This is a genomic window from Jhaorihella thermophila (genome assembly GCF_900108275.1).
Lineage (GTDB): Bacteria > Pseudomonadota > Alphaproteobacteria > Rhodobacterales > Rhodobacteraceae > Jhaorihella > Jhaorihella thermophila.
On sequence record NZ_FNVD01000001.1, the window covers coordinates 275761 to 292875 of the forward strand.

Below are 17115 nucleotides of genomic sequence, written 5' to 3' on the forward strand. Positions count from 1 at the left end.
GGCAGGCCGCGCCTCCCCCGGAGTATTTTTCGCAAGATGAAGGGTTTGGGGGGCGAAGGTGAAGTTCGGTCCGGTGCCATTGGCCGAGGCCGCCGGGGCGGTGCTGGCGCATTCCGTGACGGTCGAGGGGCGCAAGTTGAAAAAGGGCAGCGTTCTGGGGGCGGGCGAGCTGGATGCGATGACGCGCGCAGGCATGGCGGAGGTGATCGTCGCGCGGCTCGAGCCCGGTGACGTGGCCGAGGACGAGGCGGCGGCGCGGTTGGCGCGGGCGCTCGTGCCCGATCCCGCAGAGGCGGGGCTGGTGCTGGCCGAACCGTTCACGGGGCGCGTCAATATCCTGGCCGCGGGGCCGGGGGTTGCGGTGCTGGATGCGGCCGCGTTGGAGGCGTTCAACCGGGTGCATCCGATGATTACGATCGCCACGGTTCCGCCTTTCCGGCAGATGGCGGCGCGTGGGATGGTGGCCACGGTCAAGGTGATTTCTTACGCGGTGCCGGGCGAGGCGGTGGCGCGGGCCTGTGCCGCGGCGCCGGCGGCGATTCGTCTGGCGCGGCCGGTGCTGCGCGCGGCATCGCTGGTGGTGACGCGGATCCCGGGCGGGCCGGGCGACGAGAAGGGGATCGCCGCGATCGAGGCGCGGCTGGAGGCGCTGGAGATGCGGCTGGCGGCGGTGGAGACGGTGCCGCATCGCGCCGGACCGCTGGCCGAGGCGCTGGCGCGGGCGGCGGGGGATCTGGTGCTGATCCTGACCGGCTCGGCCACGTCGGATATCGACGACGTAGCGCCCTCGGCGGTGCGGGCGGCCGGCGGGCGGATCGAGCGGTTCGGGATGCCTGTCGATCCGGGCAATCTGCTGTTCCTGGGCGAGCTGGCGGGCCGGCCGGCGATCGGGCTGCCGGGCTGTGCGCGCTCGCCCGCGCTGAACGGCGCCGACTGGGTGCTGAGCCGGGTGGCCTGCGGGATCCCGGTCACCTCGGAGGACATCGCCGGGATGGGGGTCGGGGGGCTGCTGAAGGAGATCCCGACTCGGCCCCAGCCCAGGCGCGGCCGGGAGGCGGGATAGGGCGGGATTCGCGCCCCGTTCGCTGCGCCTTGCCGAAAAATTCAACGAAAATGGCACATTAGTCGTGGGCCGACGGGCGGTCGCGCCGTCCTACTTTAGTCTAGACGCGGTTCGGGAAAGGCCAAACATTACAAGGGCTTTTCGGCTGCCCGCGTCGGTCCGGCCGGGTTCGGGCGGAAGTTTCCTGTTCTCAACCGCAGGGCGGCGTGCTTAAACTTGCCGCCAAGGACAGAACCTTAAGGGAGGATCTCATGACACAGGTCACCATGACCGTGAACGGCAAGGCTGTGAGCGGCGAGGTGGAAGGGCGGACGTTGCTCTCCACCTTTCTGCGCGAGCATCTGGGTCTGACCGGCACCCATGTCGGCTGTGACACGGCGCAGTGCGGCGCCTGCACCGTGCATGTGGACGGCAAGGCGGTGAAGTCGTGCAACATGCTGGCGCTGGAGGCCGACGGGGCCAGCGTGGACACGATCGAGGGGCAGGCCAACCCCGACGGGTCGTTGAATGCGATCCAGGCGGCGTTCCAGGAACATCACGGGCTGCAATGCGGGTTCTGCACGCCCGGCATGGTGATGGCGGCGGCGGCGCTGTTGAAGGAGAACCCCAAGCCGACCGAGGCGGAAATCCGTCATCACCTGAGCGGCAACCTGTGCCGCTGCACCGGTTATCACAACATCGTCAAGGCGATCATGGCGGCGTCCGGGCAGGACGTGGCGGCGGTCGCGGCCGAGTGAGCGCACGCTGACGGCCGGAAGGCCGGCGGCTGACACGGTTTCAATTCGGATGCGCGGCCGGCGTGCCGGCAGCGGCGCATCATCAAGGGAGGTTATACAGACATGCCAAAGGATCACGGTATCGGCGCCAGCCCGAAGCGGCGCGAGGATCTGCGGTTCCTGACCGGGGCCGGGAATTACACCGACGACATCAACCTGAACGGTCAGGCCTATGTGCATTTCCTGCGCTCGGACGTGGCGCATGGGAAGATCAACAAGGTGGATACCAGCGACGCCGAGAAGATGCCCGGCGTGCTGCGCATCTTTACCGGCGCGGATTTCGAGGGCGTGGGCGGGCTGCCCTGCGGCTGGCAGGTGACTGACCGCTTCGGTCAGCCGATGCAGGAGCCCGCGCACCCGGTTCTGGCGCAGGGCAAGGTGCGCCATGTGGGCGACCCGATCGCCGCGGTGGTGGCCGAGACGCCGGAACAGGCGCGCGACGCGGCCGAGGCGATCGTGCTGGATATCGAGGAGTTGCCGGCAGTCGTGGACATGAAGGCGGCGCTGGAGGACGGCGCGCCCAAGGTGCATGACGATCTGACCAGCAACCTGTGCTATGACTGGGGCTTTGTCGAGGAGAACCGCGAGGCGGTGGACGAGGCGATCAAGAATGCCGCGCATGTGACCACGCTGGAGCTGGTCAACAACCGGCTGGTCGCCAACCCGATGGAGCCGCGCGTGGCGATCGGCGACTACAACCCGGCCACCGACGAGAGCACCCTTTACACCACCAGCCAGAACCCGCATGTGATCCGGCTGCTGATGGGGGCCTTCGTGCTGGGCATCCCCGAGCACAAGCTGCGGGTGGTCGCGCCCGACGTGGGCGGCGGGTTCGGCTCGAAGATCTTCCACTATGCCGAAGAGGCGTTCTGCACCTTCGCCGCCAAGCAGCTCAAGCGGCCGGTGAAATGGACCGCGACCCGGTCCGAGGCCTTCATGACCGACGCCCACGGCCGCGATCACGTCACCAAGATCGAACTGGCGCTGGACGCGGATCACAACTTTACCGCGATCCGCACCGAGACCCATGCCAACATGGGCGCCTATCTGTCCACCTTCGCGCCGAGCGTGCCGACCTGGCTGCATGGCACGCTGATGGCGGGGAACTACCGCACGCCGCTGATCTATGTGAACGTCAAGGCGGTGTTTACCAACACCGTGCCGGTGGACGCCTATCGCGGTGCGGGGCGGCCCGAGGCGACGTTCCAGCTGGAGCGCGTGATCGACAAGGCCGCGCGCGAACTGGGCGTGGATCCGATCGAGCTGCGGCGCAAGAACTTCATCACCGAATTCCCCTATGCGACCCCGGTCGCGGTGGAATACGACACCGGCAACTATCACGCCACGATGGACAAGCTGATCGAGATCGCCGACATCGCCGGCTTCCCGGCGCGGCGGGCCGAGAGCGAAAAGCGCGGCAAGCTGCGGGGCCTGGGCATCAACTGCTATATCGAGGCCTGCGGCATCGCGCCGTCGAACCTGGTCGGTCAGCTGGGCGCGCGCGCGGGGCTGTATGAAAGCGCCACGGTGCGGGTGAACGCCACTGGCGGCATTGTGGTGATGACCGGCAGCCACAGCCACGGGCAGGGGCACGAAACCTCTTTCCCCCAGGTGATCGCCGAGATGATAGGTATCGACGAGAGCATGGTCGAGATCGTGCACGGCGACACCGCCAACACGCCGATGGGCATGGGCACCTACGGGTCGCGCTCGATCGCGGTGGGCGGTTCCGCCATGGTGCGGGCGACCGAGAAGATTATCAACAAGGCCAAGAAGATCGCCGCGCATCTGCTGGAAGCGTCCGAGGCCGACATCGAACTGAAGGATGGTCAGTTCAGCGTGGCCGGCACCGACAAGTCGGTGGCCTGGGGCGATGTGTGCCTGGCGGCCTACGTGCCGCACAACTATCCCTTGGAGGATATCGAGCCGGGACTTGAGGAGACGGCCTTCTACGATCCGGCGAACTTTACCTATCCTTCGGGCGCCTATGCCTGCGAGGTCGAGGTGGATCCGGACACCGGCAAGGTGACGATCGAGAGTTTCGCCGCGGCGGACGATTTCGGCAACATCATCAACCCGATGATCGTGGACGGCCAGGTGCATGGCGGGATCGGCCAAGGGATCGGACAGGCGTTGCTGGAAAACTGCGTCTATGACGAGAACGGCCAGTTGCTGAGCGCGTCCTATATGGACTATGCGATGCCGCGAGCCGACGACGTGCCGTTCTACAAGGTCGATCATTCCTGCCAGACGCCCTGCACCCACAACCCGCTGGGCGTGAAGGGCTGCGGCGAGGCTGGCGCGATCGGGTCGCCGCCGGCGGTGGTGAACGCGGTGATCGATGCGTTGCAGTCGGGTGGCTACAAGGTGGACCACATCGACATGCCCGTGTCGCCGGCGCGCGTCTGGGCGGCGATGCACGGCTGAGGCAAGGTGCGGGACCGGGGGCCAGCCCCCGGACCCCCGGGATATTTCAAGCAAGAGGAAGGGGCCCAGGGGTTCCGGATTCTTGGAGGAGAGACGAGATGTACAATTTCGAATTCGTGAAGCCAAAGACTCTGGAGGAGGCTGTGGCGGCGCTTTCGGCGGAAGAAGCGCAGGTTCTGGGTGGGGGGCAGACGCTGATTCCCACGTTGAAGCAGCGGCTGGCCGCGCCTGCGAAACTGGTGAGCCTGAGCGGCATCGAGGCGTTGCAGGGCGTGCGCGCCGACGGCGGTGTGCTGACCGTGGGCGCTGGCACCACCCACGCGACGGTCGCGGCCGAGGCAGGTGCCTATCCGGCCCTGGCGGCGCTGGCGGGCAATATCGCCGATCCGGCGGTGCGCAACCGGGGCACGCTGGGCGGGTCGATCGCCAACAACGATCCGGCCGCAGATTATCCGGCGGCGGTGCTGGCCAGCGGCGCGACCGTGGTGACGATTGCGCGCGAGATCGCGGCGGATGATTTCTTTCAGGGGATGTTCACCACGGCGCTGAACGATGGCGAGATCATCACGGCGGTGAAATTCCCGATCCCCGAGGCGGCGAGTTATCAGAAGTTCGAACAACCCGCCTCGCGGTTCGCCCTGGTGGGCGTGTTCGTGGCGAAATACGCCGATGGCGTTCGCGTTGCCGTGACCGGGGCGTCCGAGGACGGCGTTTTCCGCTGGTCCGAGGCCGAGGCGGCGCTGGCGGCGAATTTCGCGCCCGAGGCGCTGGAGGGTCTGGCCGTGCCGGCCGAGGGCATGATCGCCGATCTGCATGGCAGCAAGGCGTATCGCGCGCATCTGGTGGGCGTGATGACGAAACGGGCCGTGGCCGCTGCCGGCTGAGGCGAGGCACCGAGACTGGGGCGGGCCGCGCGACAATGCGCGGCCCGTTTTCGTGTTCGGTGATAGGGCAGAATCCATTCTGCGGCGATAATGTCGCGCCTGGCCTCAAATTTGTTGCGAGAGGCGAAACTGTTTCGCATACTTGTCTCGATTGTTCGGTTGTCGTGGCCTGGGAGGGTAGAATGTCCAGAAAGCGCAAGACAGACGCATCCGACGAACGCCTCGGCGGCGCGGTCCCATCGTTCTATCACAGCATCATGCAGACGCAGATGGCGGCGATTTCGTCGCTGTCATGGCTGGGGGCCGAGTGGGCCGGGGCCGCCGGTCGGATGAGCGGCGAGTTCCTGCAATTCATGGCCGATCGCGTCAAGGAAGACGTCCGGTTTCAGCACAGCTGCCTGCAGTGCAAGTCGCCGCAGGAATTACAGAAACTTCAGGCCGAATTCATCCAGAAGGCGATCGATCAATATGTGGCCGAAACTGGAAAAATGGTTGAAATCGGGTCTGCGGCGCTGAAACCATTTCGGGACGCTTGACGCCGCGACCATGCGGCGGATCGGAGTGGCAGGTCGGGACTGGCCAAGCAGCGGCGCGATCGAACGCAGCGGCCGGAAAACGAACCCCCTGAGTCGGACGACTCAGGGGCGCATGGGCTATCGCCGGGCAAGAGCCGGTCGGTGTCAGATCACTTTTGCGGCAGGGGGCCGATCATCATGATCATCTGCCGGCCTTCCATCTTGGGCATGTTCTCGACCCGGCCGATTTCCTTGACGTCTTCGGCAACGCGTTCCAGCAGTTCGCGGCCCAGGTTCTGGTGCGCCATTTCCCGACCGCGAAAACGCAGGGTGACCTTTACCTTGTCGCCGTTTTCCAGAAACTTGAAGACGTTGCGCATCTTGACCTGATAGTCGTGCGTGTCGGTGTTGGGGCGGAATTTCACCTCCTTCACCTCGATCGTCTTCTGTTTCTTGCGCGCCTCGGCTTCGCGTTTCTGCTGTTCATACTTGAACTTGCCGAAATCCATGATCTTGCAGACCGGCGGATTGGCGTTGGGCGAGATCTCGACGAGATCGAGACCGGCCTCGTCGGCAAGCTCGAGCGCCTGCGAAGGCGGCATCACGCCCAGGTTTTCGCCATCGGCGCCGATCAGGCGGATTTCGGGGGCGCGGATCTTTTCGTTGACGCGCGGGCCGGTGTCTCTTTGCGGCGGCGCGTTATGAGGTCTGCGGGCTATGGTTTCGTTCCTTTTTCCGTTGCAGCAAGTTCGCGTTTTGAGGCCGAAATCTATCTTGGCCGCGATGCCGGTTCAAGCCGGATAAGTGCAGCGCCGCGCTAAAAAACGAACGGTGTGGACCGGGCACCTCGCCGCAGGCGTCACAAAGGCCGGCGCCTTGCGGGCCGGCCCTTGTGGCGCCGTTCGATGCGCCGACCGTCAGCCGACGAAAGCCTTTTCCACCACATACTCGCCGGGCTCGGAATTCGCGCCTTCGCGCAGGCCATAGCCTTCGAGGATCTCCTTGAGTTCCATGTTGAAGGCGAGGCTGCCGCAGACCATGGCACGGTCGGTTTCGGGGTGGATGCCGTCGATCCCGAGATCGCGGAACACGGTGCCGTCGCGCAGAAGATCGGTGATCCGGCCCATCTTGGGGCTCTCTTCGCGGGTGGTGGTGGGGTAGTATTTCACCTTGTCGTCCACCATCTCGCCGATCAGCGGATCGTCCTTCAGGCTCTCCACGATCGACTTGCCGTAGGCGAGGTCGGCCACTTCACGGCAGGTGTGGGTGATGATCACCTCGTCGTATTTCTCGTAGGTTTCCGGTTCGCGCAGCAGCGAAGCGAAGGGGGCGAAGCCGGTGCCGGTGGCAAAGAACCAGATCCGCTTGCCCGGCAGCAGCGCGTCATGGACCAGCGTGCCGGTGGGCTTGGGGCGCAGAATCACCTGGTCGCCCGGCTTGATGTGCTGCAGCCGCGAGGTCAGCGGCCCGCCCGGCACCTTGATCGAGTAGAATTCCAGCTCGTCGTCCCAGGCGGGCGAGGCGATGGAATAGGCGCGCAGGATCGGCTTGCCGTTGTCACCCAGCAGCCCGATCATGACGAATTCCCCGGACCGAAAGCGCAGACTGCGCGGGCGGGTCACGCGGAACGAGAACAGGCGGTCCGTCCAGTGCTTGACGTAGGTGACGGTCTGGGCGTCGGGCAGAGTCTGGGCCTTTACGGCTTTGGCTTCGGTCACGGCGGTCATCTCGGTCATTGTTCACGTCTGCCGGCCTGATAAACCGACACCTCTGATTAAACTTTGATTTATGTCAGGTGAAGGGGTCTCAGCCGCGCAGGCGGGCCTGATAGTCGCCCGCGCGCCAGTCGGCCCGGGCGATCCACTGCTCCTGTGGCTGGCGGGCAGCAAGGGCGTCGTCGATCTCCACCTCGTCAAAGCCGGACCGGCGCGCCATCGCGTATTGGTCGGCCAGAACGTGGCCCTTGGCCCGCAAACGCCCGCGATAGCCCATCAGGCGCAGCTGGCGCGCGATGGAAAAGCCGCGCCCGTCAGCAAAGCCGGGGAAGTCCACGCGGATCATGGTCACGCCCTCCAGCCGGCCGGCCAGGGTCAGCGGATCGGTGTCGGCGGGCAGGTCCAGTGACGTTGCGTCGCGGCCCGCATCAGCCAGCGGGACAAAGCCGCCGGTCCAGTCATCGGCGGCGAATCCGCCGTCATTCACGAGAATGGTCATCTGTCAGCTCCGATTCGCACGAATTTTCCGTTCACAAGGTGGATGCCGCATTCGGTCTTGTCGTGCCCGCGCCAGCGGCCCGAGCGGGGATCTTCGCCCGGCGCCACCGGCGAGGTGCAGGGCGCGCAGCCGATGGAGGGATAGCCGCGCGCCACCAGCGGGTGCCGGGGCAGGCGGTTTTCGTCCATATAGGTGGCGACGTCCTCGGGTGCCCAGTGGGCCAGCGGATTGATCTTGATCCGGCCGGTGCCTTCTTCGACCTCGAAGAAATCGAGCGCGGCGCGGGTGCCGGACTGGAACCGCTTGCGGCCGGTGATCCAGCCGTCGAACCCCGCGAGCGCCCGGTTGAGCGGCACGGTCTTGCGCAGCGCGCAGCAGGCGTCGGTGTTGTGCCGGTGCAGGGTGCCGTCGGGGTCGGCGGCGGCGATCTCCGCCTCGGCGGCGCGGATGATGCGCACATTCTTCAGCCCCAGCCGTTCGCTGAGCTCGACCTGGTAGACCAGGGTTTCGGTAAACAGCATCTCGGTGTCGATGAAGAGCACCGGGACGGTGTTGTCGATCACCGCCGCCATGTGCAGCAGCACCACCGATTCCGCGCCGAAGCTGGAGACCAGCGCGATGCGGCCGGCCTCTTGCAGGGCGGCGCGCATCACCTCGGTCGCGCCATGGTGACGGTAGCGCGCGTTGAGCGCGGCAACCTTGTCCTCCAACGCCGCCTGCGCGGCGTCGGAGGCGCCTCCGGCGGGAGTATTTGAGGCAAGATGAAGGGGCCGGTCTTTCATGTCGTCAAGCGGCATTGGCGCGGGTTTCCGGGTAGAGCGCGGCCTTGAAGGGCGCCGCCCCGAGCCTGCGCCAGGTTTCCAGGAAGGTTTCGGCGGGGCTTTCGCGCAGGTCGAGATAGGTTTCCACGATGCGTTCGATGGCCGGCACGATCTCGTCGTAGGAAAAGCCGGGGCCGGTGCGTTCGCCCAGAGTGGCCTCTTCGGTCCCGTCGCCGCCCAGCGTGATCTGGTAGGTTTCCACGCCGGCGCGGTCCAGCCCGAGGATGCCGATATGGCCCACATGGTGGTGGCCGCAGGCGTTGATGCAGCCCGAGATCTTGATCTTGAGCGGGCCGATGTCGTGTTCCAGCTTCAATTCGTCGAAGCGGGTGGCGATCTTCTGGGCAACGGGGATCGAGCGCGCCGTGGCCAGCGCGCAATAGTCCATGCCCGGGCAGGCGATGATGTCCGAGATCAGGCCGATATTCGCGGTCGCAAGCCCGTTTTCGCGCAGCGTGGCATGGATCGCGGGCAGGTCGGATTTGTGCACATGCGGCAGGATCGCGTTCTGTTCGTGGCTGATGCGCAGTTCGCCGTAGGAATAGCGCTCGGCCAGATCCGCCATCACTCGCATCTGGTCCGAGCTGGCATCCCCCGGCGTGGCGCCGTGAGATTTCAGGCTGATGGTGACGATCGCGTGTTCGGGGTGGCGATGCGCGGTCAGGTTGGTGTCGGCCCAGCTGCGGAACACCGGGTCGGCGTCACGGGCCGCGTCGAACGCCGCGGTTGACCGCGTGCGGAAGGCGGGCGGGGCGAAGTCGGCCTTGATGCGGGCCAGCGTGTCGCGGTCCGCGCCCGACCAGGTGGGGCGGATCAGCGCGAAATGGCGTTCCACCCGGTCGCGGATGGCGTCGATGCCGTGTTCATGCACGGCGATCTTGATCCGCGCCTTGTATTTGTTGTCGCGGCGGCCGATCAGGTTGAAGGTGGTCAGCACCGCCTCGAGATAGGGCAGCAGATCGGCTTCGGGCAGGAAGTCCCGCAGCACCTTGCCGATCATCGGCGTGCGGCCCAGCCCGCCGCCCACGATCACCTCGAAACCCAGTTGCCCGTCGCGTTCCACCAGCCGCAGCCCGACATCGTTCACGCGGGTGACGGCGCGGTCTTGGGCGCTGCCGGTCACGGCGATCTTGAACTTGCGCCCCAGGAACTGGAATTCGGGATGGTCGGTGGACCATTGCCGGATCAGCTCGGCATAGGGGCGGGGGTCGGCGATCTCGTCCGCGCTGGCGCCGGCGAAATGGTCCGAGGTCACGTTGCGGATCGTGTTGCCGCTGGTCTGGATCGCGTGCAGGCCGACCTCGGCCAGCGCGTCCAGCATGTCCGGCACTTCACGCAGGCGCGGCCAGTTGTATTGCAGGTTCTGGCGCGTGGTGAAATGGCCATAGCCCCGGTCCCAGCGGTCGGCGACCTCGGCCAGTTTGCGCATCTGCGCCGGGTTCAGGGTGCCATAGGGGATCGCCACGCGCAGCATGTAGGCGTGCAGCTGCAGGTAGAGCCCGTTCATCAGCCGCAGCGGCTTAAATTCCTCTTCGGTCAGCGAGCCGTCGATGCGGCGTTCCACCTGGGCGCGGAACTGGGCGTTGCGGCGGGCCAGGAAGTCGCGGTCGAACTCGGTATAGCTGTACATGGGCGGTATCCTTGCGTCGGGTCAGCCCCGGGCCGGCGGCTCGGGCAGCCGGGCCGGGGGAGAGGCGGGTTCGGCCTGGGGTCAGGCCCGGGGCTGTTGGCTGGACTGTTGGCGGGCTTGCTGTTTTCCGTGGAAATAGTTGGACGGGCCGGAGCGGCGGAATTCCTCACGGAAATGGGTGGGCTCGGGGCCGTTCGGGCCGATCGCCACCTCGGCGAGATAGGCGCCGACCACGCGATTCTGCTGGGCTTCGGCAAAAAGCAGGCGCAGCTGGGCGTGGGCTTCGTCGGTGATGACCTCGGCCTCTTCCAGCTGCCGCGACCAGCGGTCGTCGGCGGTCAGGTAGATCACGTCGCCCTCGAACAGGTCCGAGGCGGTCACCACCTTGGGGGTAAAGGCGCGTTTCATGGGGCTGGCTCCGAAATCGGTTCATCTCTTGGGTGGAATATAGGAAATTGTTCTGGTACCAGGCCATATATCCGCAGAAATAAGGACGTTCGTTTTGTTTAGGTGGCGGGCCGGGGCGAATGATCCAGCGAAAGGGGAAAATCGGGAATGACGGTGCGCATTGACGCGATGGATCGGAAAATCCTCACCGAGCTGCAGCGGGACGCCAGCCAGTCGCTGGACGAGATCGCCCGCCGCGTGGGCAGTTCAAAGACGCCGGTATGGAACCGGATTCGCAAGTTGCGCGGGGCCGGGGTGATCGGCCGGCAGACGGTGATTCTGGACCCCGAGGCGCTGGGATTCGAGGCCTGTTTCTTCGTGCTGATCCGCACGTCCGAACATGACGCGGGCTGGCAGGCGGCGTTTCTCAAGGCACTGCGCGACCGGCCCGAGGTGCAGGAGGCGCACCGGCTGGCGGGGGACATCGATTATATCCTCAAGGTGCGCGTGCCCAACGCGCGGGCCTATGATGCCTTCTACCAGGCGCTGATTTCCGAGGTGAAGGTGCACAACGTCACCGCCCTGCTGTCGATGGAGGAAATCAAGTCCACCACCGAATTGCCGCTGATGGACGGGCAGGGCCGGCGCTGACGTAAAGGAAGTGACGGGGGAAGGGGCGCGCGTCCCGAAAACGGCGCGGGCAGGTCGCAAACGAAGGCGACGGCGCGGACCGCGGGTGGCGAGGCTGGCGCAAAGCCACATGCGGGAGAGAGCGGATGCGCGTCGGATTCGTCGGTCTGGGAAATGTCGGGGGCAAGCTGTCGGGCAGCCTGCTGCGCAACGGGGTGGATTTGGTCGTCCATGACCTGAACCCCGATCTGGTCGCGGCGTTCGTCGAGCGCGGCGCGGCGGCGGGCGAAGGCCCGTCGGCGATGATGCGCGACTGTGACGCGGTGATCACCTGCCTGCCCAGCCCCGCGGCGTCGGACGCGGTGATGCGCGAGATGCTGCCCGAGGTCGGCCCCGGCAAGATCTGGATGGAGATGTCCACCACCGACGAGGCCGAGGTGAAACGTCTGGGCGCGCAGGTGATCGACCGCGGCGGCGCGGCGGTGGACTGCCCGGTGTCGGGCGGCTGCCATCGCGCGGCGACGGGCAATATCAGCATCTTTGCCGGCTGCGACCGGGAAACCTTCGAACGAATCCTGCCGCTCCTGACCAAGATGGGCCGGCGGATCCTGCACACCGGGCCGCTGGGCAGTGCGAGCATCCTAAAGGTGGTGACCAATTACCTTGCGACGGCGAACCTGGTTTCGCTGGCCGAGGCGCTGACCGTGTCCAGGGCGGCGGGGATGGACCTGAACGTGGCCTACGAGGCGATCCGCATTTCCTCGGGCAATTCCTTCGTGCATGAAACCGAAAGTCAGGTGATCCTGAACGGCAGCCGCGACATTTCCTTCACCATGGACCTGGTGGCCAAGGATATCGGGCTGTTTCAGCAGGTCGCCGACCGGGTCGGCGTGCCGCTCGAGCTGAACCCGCTGATGATAGAGATCTTCCGCGACGGAATAGACCGGTTCGGCCCGCGCGAGTTGTCGCCCAACATCATCAAGCGGCTGGAAGAGGCCACGGGGCTGGACATTCGCGCACCGGGATTTCCGGCCAAAATGGTCGATGACGAAGCCGAAGCGCCGGGCGCCGAGGTAATCGTCCGGCGTCCGGCGGCGGAATAGACGGCTGGCGCCGGCTCAGACGTTGCTCCAAGCCACTTGCGGAGCAAAACGGGGGCGCGTGAAGACGAAGTTGTCCAAGTCCAAGTTGCCGAAACCGACATTGAAGATCGGCTCGTAGGTATTGCTGCTCTCGACCAGGATCACGCGCTCGCCGTCCGGCATCTGCGGCAGGCGGGCCTTGATGTCCTGGAGATTGTTGTCGTTGCGTGGATAGGTATAGATCCCCCGGACCCGCGACCAGTCCACATAGTATCGGTCCTTCGCGGCATCATAGCGCACGACGCTGATGCGCAGCCCGACCGGCGCCTGGTCGCGCACCATCGTCTGGAACAGGGCATACATGCTGTCGATATAGGTGTCGTTGATCGCCTCGGTCTCGCGCGAGATCAGGTCGCCGACAGTGTAGGCGGCCTTCACGTTCAGCGCGCTTTGGCGGTAGCCGTCAAAAAAGACGTAGCTTGCCATGAACGCCCAGAACAGAAGCGGGACGATGAGGACGAATTCGACGGTGATACTGCCACGTTCGTCGCGGGCATATCCCGAAAGGATGCGGCGCAGAGCGTAGGGCATGGTTTACCTCGGTTCCTGAACAAAGACACTCACCGCAACCAGCGCGTAGCCTCCGTCGGCGGTATCGGACAGTTGCTTGCCCAGTCCGCTGCTTGGAAAGATCGGGTCGAACTTGGCGCAGGCGCGCAGCAGCATCAGTTCGTTTTCCTGGCCGTTGACAAAGTTGCGCACGGGCGAGAGTTCTTCGGCGCGGTTGATGCAATCGGGGGCGGCCAGAGCGCCGTTCCAGTTGCGCGGGTCCAGCCGGATCATTTCGAGCCGCAGTGAATTCTGGCAGTCGGTGATCACGGCCGACCGGGCGCACAACTGATCGCGGATGTCGTCATGGGTCATCACCTGCCCGGTCCCCAGCCGGATGTCGCGCACGGTCAGGTCCATGGCGCGCTCCAGCATGGCCTGTTTGAAGGTTACCATCCCCAGTTCGATCCCCGAGAACATGATGGTCATGACCGCCGGAAAGACGAGAACGAATTCGACCGTTCCCGCGCCGGTCTGGGATCGCCGGAATCGGCGCAGCAGGTGTCCAAGCCGTTTCATTGGGTCAGCCTCAGTTTGCGGATGGAAGACGCGATCGCGGCAAAGGCGTCGCGGATTTCCAGCCCCTTCACGTCGAAATAGTGACTGTCCGAGCTGGCGCAGTCCATCAGAACCGCCTTGCCGTTCGACGGAGCCTCGAAGCTGATCGTGTAGACCACGATCCCGGCGTCCTTGGCGGCGTCGCAGATGGCATGGGAGCGCCAGTTCTTGGAATTGGGCCGGATGTCGTCATAGACGTCGATCCAGTCGTAATAGTCGCTGGCCTTGTAGTGCATCTGATAGCGCATGTAGGCATGGCCGGATACCGAGGCCAGGTTCCACAGTTGCGGGTAGCTCAGCCGATAGGCGCGCGAGCCGCCCGCGGGGGCGTCGCGCCACTTGCGATTGTGCGGGTAGAAATAGCCCCAGTCCACGCAGGGATCCACGCCGCCGGCGTTTTCGGCGTTGTTGTGGTCGCTGGAATTGCCCGGCGCGCACTGGTCGCCATTGCCCCAGCCATTGTTGCCCTTGGACTTTTTCTTGCCCCAGATCGAGAACCGCTTGCGCTTGGGGTCGTACCAGACGTCCGTCGGCCCGTCGCGGTATTCGTCCTTCATTACGTATTCGGTGGTGTTCTCGCCGTCGCTCATCAGCACGATGACCTTGAGCGTGCCGCCGTCGGAAAAGTCGTTCGGGCGCCCGTCAAAGCCGACATCCACGATGCCATCGTCCACCAGGTCGCCGATGGCGGGGCGGGCGGCGGGATCCAGCAGGGCGCTGCCCCACTTCATGCCGATCTCGATCGAGGTGTTGCCGCTGGCGGAAAGCTGGTTGATCTTGTTCTGAAGGGCGCTGATGTTGTTCGACACCGGAAAAATCTCTGACCCGGAATCGGTGCGGCAGACCCGGTAATTGGCCTTCGTGCCATAGCGATAGCTCGACCACGGGTCGAAATGGCCCGACCGTTGCAGCCGCTGGGTGACCGTGATCGCCGTCGTCCGATAGTCCGCATCGTCGAAATCGACGCAGTTGTTGTAACTGTGCTCGTTCGTGACGTTGAACTTGGACAGCAGCGCGCCGCCGACATTCACCTGGCTGGAGAACGGGACGATCGAAATGCTGGCGCCACCCGGCGCGCTGGTCGAGATCACCGTGTCCACGAATTCCTTGGCTGCGATCTTGAGGTTCTTCAGCCTGTTGCGGGACCCCATCGAGCCCGACACGTCCAGGACCATCGACACTTCCAGCTTGTCCAGACGTTCTTCCGCCGTGGTCGAGGCCGGGACGGTCAGGGAATCCACGCCCGACATGTGCATGAACTGGGTGGGAAAGCTGAATTCCGCCGAGGCCGAGACGCTGCGATAGCCAAAGCCCTGATCCACCGTGACGTTGCTGAGATAATCCAGCATGCCGGCCTTGGCGAGATAGTCGTGCACGACCTCCTCGGGATCCTTGACCTGGTCGAGGTCTGCCGCCGCCAGCGCCGCCCGGTCCAGCGTGTTCTGCAGTGCAGCGCGATCACGCTCGAACCGCATCAGGTCCACGCCGATGCCGGCGGTTATCAGGATGATCAGGAACACGAAGATGCCCATGATCAGCAGGGCGCCGTCCTCGTCCCTTGCAAAACGGCGGGCCATGACAGCGAGGTGCTGGCGAATGGACCGTGCGGTGGCATGGCGGCTGATCCCGGTCCTGCTCAAGGGGCGATGATTGAAACCGTTCATGGTAAACCTCGCTTGCCGGGTGGCCCGACAGGTCGTGAAACGTGCTTGTCCGAAAACGCTTATGCGCGCTGAACGTGACCGGATTGAGGCAAGAATCAAGCTGGAACGGGACATTGTTCCGCCTTCCGGAAACAGTCTCCCGCCACAGTGCCACTGTTCGTCATCCGGAAAACGGCAAGCCGGGAAATGCAAAAATTCTTGCAAACGGAAAAGTTTTCGAAGTGACCAAAAATTAGGCATTTCCCGGTTGAAGACTGGGTTACGGTGGGTCACAAGACCCCTGCGGCGACTCGCCGCAGACTCGGTTTTTCCAAGGAGGGCCCCAATGGCGCCGAGACAGGAACCCAGCTTTCGCGAAAGTGTTGACCTGATGTTCAACAGGGCCGCGGCCCTGATGGACCTGCCGCCGGGGCTGGAGGAAAAGATACGGGTCTGCAACGCCACCTATACGGTGCGCTTCGGCGTGCGTCTGCGCGGCCAGATCCAGACCTTCACCGGCTATCGGTCGGTCCATTCGGAACATATGGAGCCGGTCAAGGGCGGGATCCGCTATGCGCTTTCGGTGAACCAGGACGAGGTCGAGGCGCTGGCGGCGCTGATGACCTACAAATGCGCCCTGGTCGAGGCGCCGTTCGGCGGCTCCAAGGGGGGCTTGTGCATCGACCCGCGCCAGTATGACGAATACGAACTGGAAATGATCACCCGGCGCTTTGCCTATGAGCTGGCCAAGCGCGACCTGATCAACCCCGCCCAGAACGTGCCCGCCCCCGACATGGGCACGGGCGAGCGCGAGATGGCCTGGATCGCGGATCAGTATGCGCGGATGAACACCACCGACATCAATGCCCGCGCCTGCGTCACCGGCAAGCCGCTGAACGCGGGCGGCATCGCCGGGCGGGTCGAGGCAACGGGCCGCGGCGTGCAATACGCGCTGCAGGAGTTTTTCCGCCATCCCCATGACGTGAAGAAGGCCGGCTTGTCCGGCACGCTGGATGGCAAGCGGATCATCGTGCAGGGGCTGGGCAACGTGGGCTATCACGCGGCCAAGTTCCTGTCGGAAGAAGACGGCGCGCGCATCACCGGAATCATCGAACGCGACGGCGCCCTGTTCGACGAGGACGGGCTGGATGTCGAGGCGGTGCGCAACTGGATCGTCCACCACGGCGGGGTCACCGGCTATCCGGATGCGCTGCACCACGCCGAAGGGGCCGCCGTTCTCGAAGAAGAGTGCGACATCCTGATTCCGGCGGCGATGGAGGGGGTGATCAACCTCTCCAACGCCGAGCGGATCAAGGCCAAACTGATCCTCGAGGCCGCAAACGGGCCGGTCACCGCCGGCGCCGACGAGATCCTGCGCGACAGGGGCGTGGTCATCATCCCCGACATGTATGCCAATGCCGGCGGCGTGACCGTGTCCTATTTCGAATGGGTCAAAAACCTCAGCCACATCCGGTTCGGCCGGATGCAGCGCCGGCAGGAAGAGGCGCGCCACCAGCTGGTGGTGGCGGAACTCGAAAGGCTCGACCGCTATCTGGGCGACGCTTGGTCGATGACCCCGGATTTCAAGAGCAAATATCTGCGCGGCGCGGACGAGCTGGAACTGGTCCGGTCGGGGCTGGATGACACGATGCGGATTGCCTACCAGTCGATGAGCGAGGTCTGGAACGACCGCGCCGATGTCGAGGATCTGCGCACGGCGGCCTATCTCGTCGCCATCGACCGCGTGGCCAAGAGCTATCGCGCCAAGGGGTTGTGATCCGGCGGGGTGCCGACTGATCCGGGCTGGAGGGCGGCATGACCGCCGTCCTGCCGGTTTCACGGCACCGACCGCAGCGCGCTTCGGACTCCGCCGGTC

The 17115-nt window shown here is 65.1% G+C and carries 17 protein-coding genes; 8 read left to right on the forward strand and 9 right to left on the reverse strand.

All coding sequences use genetic code 11. The features are described from left to right. Positions 1–58 precede the first annotated feature (58 nt). The 5 genes from C4S70_RS01350 to C4S70_RS18600 all read left to right on the forward strand — a co-directional run bounded on the left by C4S70_RS01350 (position 59) and on the right by C4S70_RS18600 (position 5686). Positions 59–1063: a molybdopterin-binding protein gene (locus tag C4S70_RS01350; protein ID WP_104006301.1), complete on the forward strand. Its 1005-nt coding sequence runs from the start codon at positions 59–61 to the stop codon at positions 1061–1063. Positions 1064–1314: 251 nt separating this feature from the next. Then, complete coding sequence (locus C4S70_RS01355) at positions 1315–1800, forward strand: (2Fe-2S)-binding protein (protein ID WP_104006302.1); 486 nt, start codon at positions 1315–1317, stop codon at positions 1798–1800. A 102-nt stretch (positions 1801–1902) separates the two neighbouring features. Further along, a complete protein-coding gene (locus C4S70_RS01360) occupies positions 1903–4266 on the forward strand; it encodes a xanthine dehydrogenase family protein molybdopterin-binding subunit (RefSeq protein ID WP_104006303.1) in 2364 nt (787 codons plus the stop codon). A 98-nt stretch (positions 4267–4364) separates the two neighbouring features. After that, positions 4365–5150 carry an FAD binding domain-containing protein gene (locus C4S70_RS01365; protein WP_104006304.1) on the forward strand — a complete coding sequence of 262 codons (786 nt, stop codon included), beginning with the start codon at positions 4365–4367 and terminating at the stop codon, positions 5148–5150. A 257-nt stretch (positions 5151–5407) separates the two neighbouring features. Then, positions 5408–5686 (forward strand): phasin family protein, encoded by a 279-nt coding sequence (locus C4S70_RS18600; RefSeq protein ID WP_268807765.1) that lies wholly within the window; start codon positions 5408–5410, stop codon positions 5684–5686. A gap of 149 nt (positions 5687–5835) precedes the next feature. On the opposite strand, the gene infC is transcribed toward C4S70_RS18600, so the two are convergent. The 6 genes from infC to C4S70_RS01400 form a co-directional block, all read right to left on the reverse strand. Further along, positions 5836–6450: a translation initiation factor IF-3 gene (gene infC / locus C4S70_RS01375; protein WP_456077570.1), complete on the reverse strand. Its 615-nt coding sequence runs from the start codon at positions 6448–6450 to the stop codon at positions 5836–5838. Positions 6451–6582: 132 nt separating this feature from the next. Then, positions 6583–7401, reverse strand: a complete 819-nt coding sequence (locus tag C4S70_RS01380) for a ferredoxin--NADP reductase (protein ID WP_104006307.1) — start codon at positions 7399–7401, stop codon at positions 6583–6585. Between the two features lie 70 nt (positions 7402–7471). Then, positions 7472–7879, reverse strand: a complete 408-nt coding sequence (locus tag C4S70_RS01385) for a DUF934 domain-containing protein (protein ID WP_104006308.1) — start codon at positions 7877–7879, stop codon at positions 7472–7474. Next, positions 7876–8661: a phosphoadenylyl-sulfate reductase gene (locus tag C4S70_RS01390; protein WP_235003670.1), complete on the reverse strand. Its 786-nt coding sequence runs from the start codon at positions 8659–8661 to the stop codon at positions 7876–7878. The genes C4S70_RS01385 and C4S70_RS01390 overlap by 4 nt, the downstream gene beginning before the upstream one ends. Before the next feature lie 4 nt (positions 8662–8665). Continuing rightward, positions 8666–10330, reverse strand: a complete 1665-nt coding sequence (locus C4S70_RS01395) for a nitrite/sulfite reductase (protein ID WP_104006310.1) — start codon at positions 10328–10330, stop codon at positions 8666–8668. Positions 10331–10411: 81 nt separating this feature from the next. Continuing rightward, positions 10412–10738 (reverse strand): DUF2849 domain-containing protein, encoded by a 327-nt coding sequence (locus C4S70_RS01400; RefSeq protein ID WP_104006311.1) that lies wholly within the window; start codon positions 10736–10738, stop codon positions 10412–10414. Between the two features lie 147 nt (positions 10739–10885). Here C4S70_RS01400 and C4S70_RS01405 point away from each other — a divergent pair, with 147 nt between their 5' ends. Beyond that, entirely contained in the window at positions 10886–11368 is a 483-nt protein-coding gene (locus C4S70_RS01405; RefSeq protein WP_104006312.1) for an Lrp/AsnC family transcriptional regulator, read from the forward strand. Between the two features lie 125 nt (positions 11369–11493). Further along, positions 11494–12450: an NAD(P)-dependent oxidoreductase gene (locus C4S70_RS01410; RefSeq protein ID WP_104006313.1), complete on the forward strand. Its 957-nt coding sequence runs from the start codon at positions 11494–11496 to the stop codon at positions 12448–12450. 15 nt (positions 12451–12465) lie between these two features. Here the strand turns inward: C4S70_RS01410 and C4S70_RS01415 are convergent, their stop codons facing one another. Genes C4S70_RS01415 through C4S70_RS01425 form a run of 3 tightly spaced genes read right to left on the reverse strand, consistent with a single transcriptional unit; the run spans position 12466 to position 15173 of the window. Further along, positions 12466–13020, reverse strand: a complete 555-nt coding sequence (locus C4S70_RS01415) for a TadE/TadG family type IV pilus assembly protein (RefSeq protein WP_104006314.1) — start codon at positions 13018–13020, stop codon at positions 12466–12468. 3 nt (positions 13021–13023) lie between these two features. After that, positions 13024–13557 carry a TadE/TadG family type IV pilus assembly protein gene (locus C4S70_RS01420; RefSeq protein ID WP_104006315.1) on the reverse strand — a complete coding sequence of 178 codons (534 nt, stop codon included), beginning with the start codon at positions 13555–13557 and terminating at the stop codon, positions 13024–13026. Beyond that, positions 13554–15173, reverse strand: coding sequence for a TadE/TadG family type IV pilus assembly protein (locus C4S70_RS01425; RefSeq protein ID WP_160114833.1), 1620 nt, complete (start codon positions 15171–15173; stop codon positions 13554–13556). Before C4S70_RS01425 ends, C4S70_RS01420 begins: the two co-directional genes overlap by 4 nt. A gap of 412 nt (positions 15174–15585) precedes the next feature. On the opposite strand from C4S70_RS01425, the gene C4S70_RS01430 reads away from it, so the two are divergent. Next, the gene (locus C4S70_RS01430) at positions 15586–17016 is read left to right on the forward strand and encodes a Glu/Leu/Phe/Val family dehydrogenase (protein WP_104006317.1); all 1431 of its coding nucleotides are present in this window, start codon (positions 15586–15588) and stop codon (positions 17014–17016) included. Positions 17017–17115: the final 99 nt, after the last annotated feature.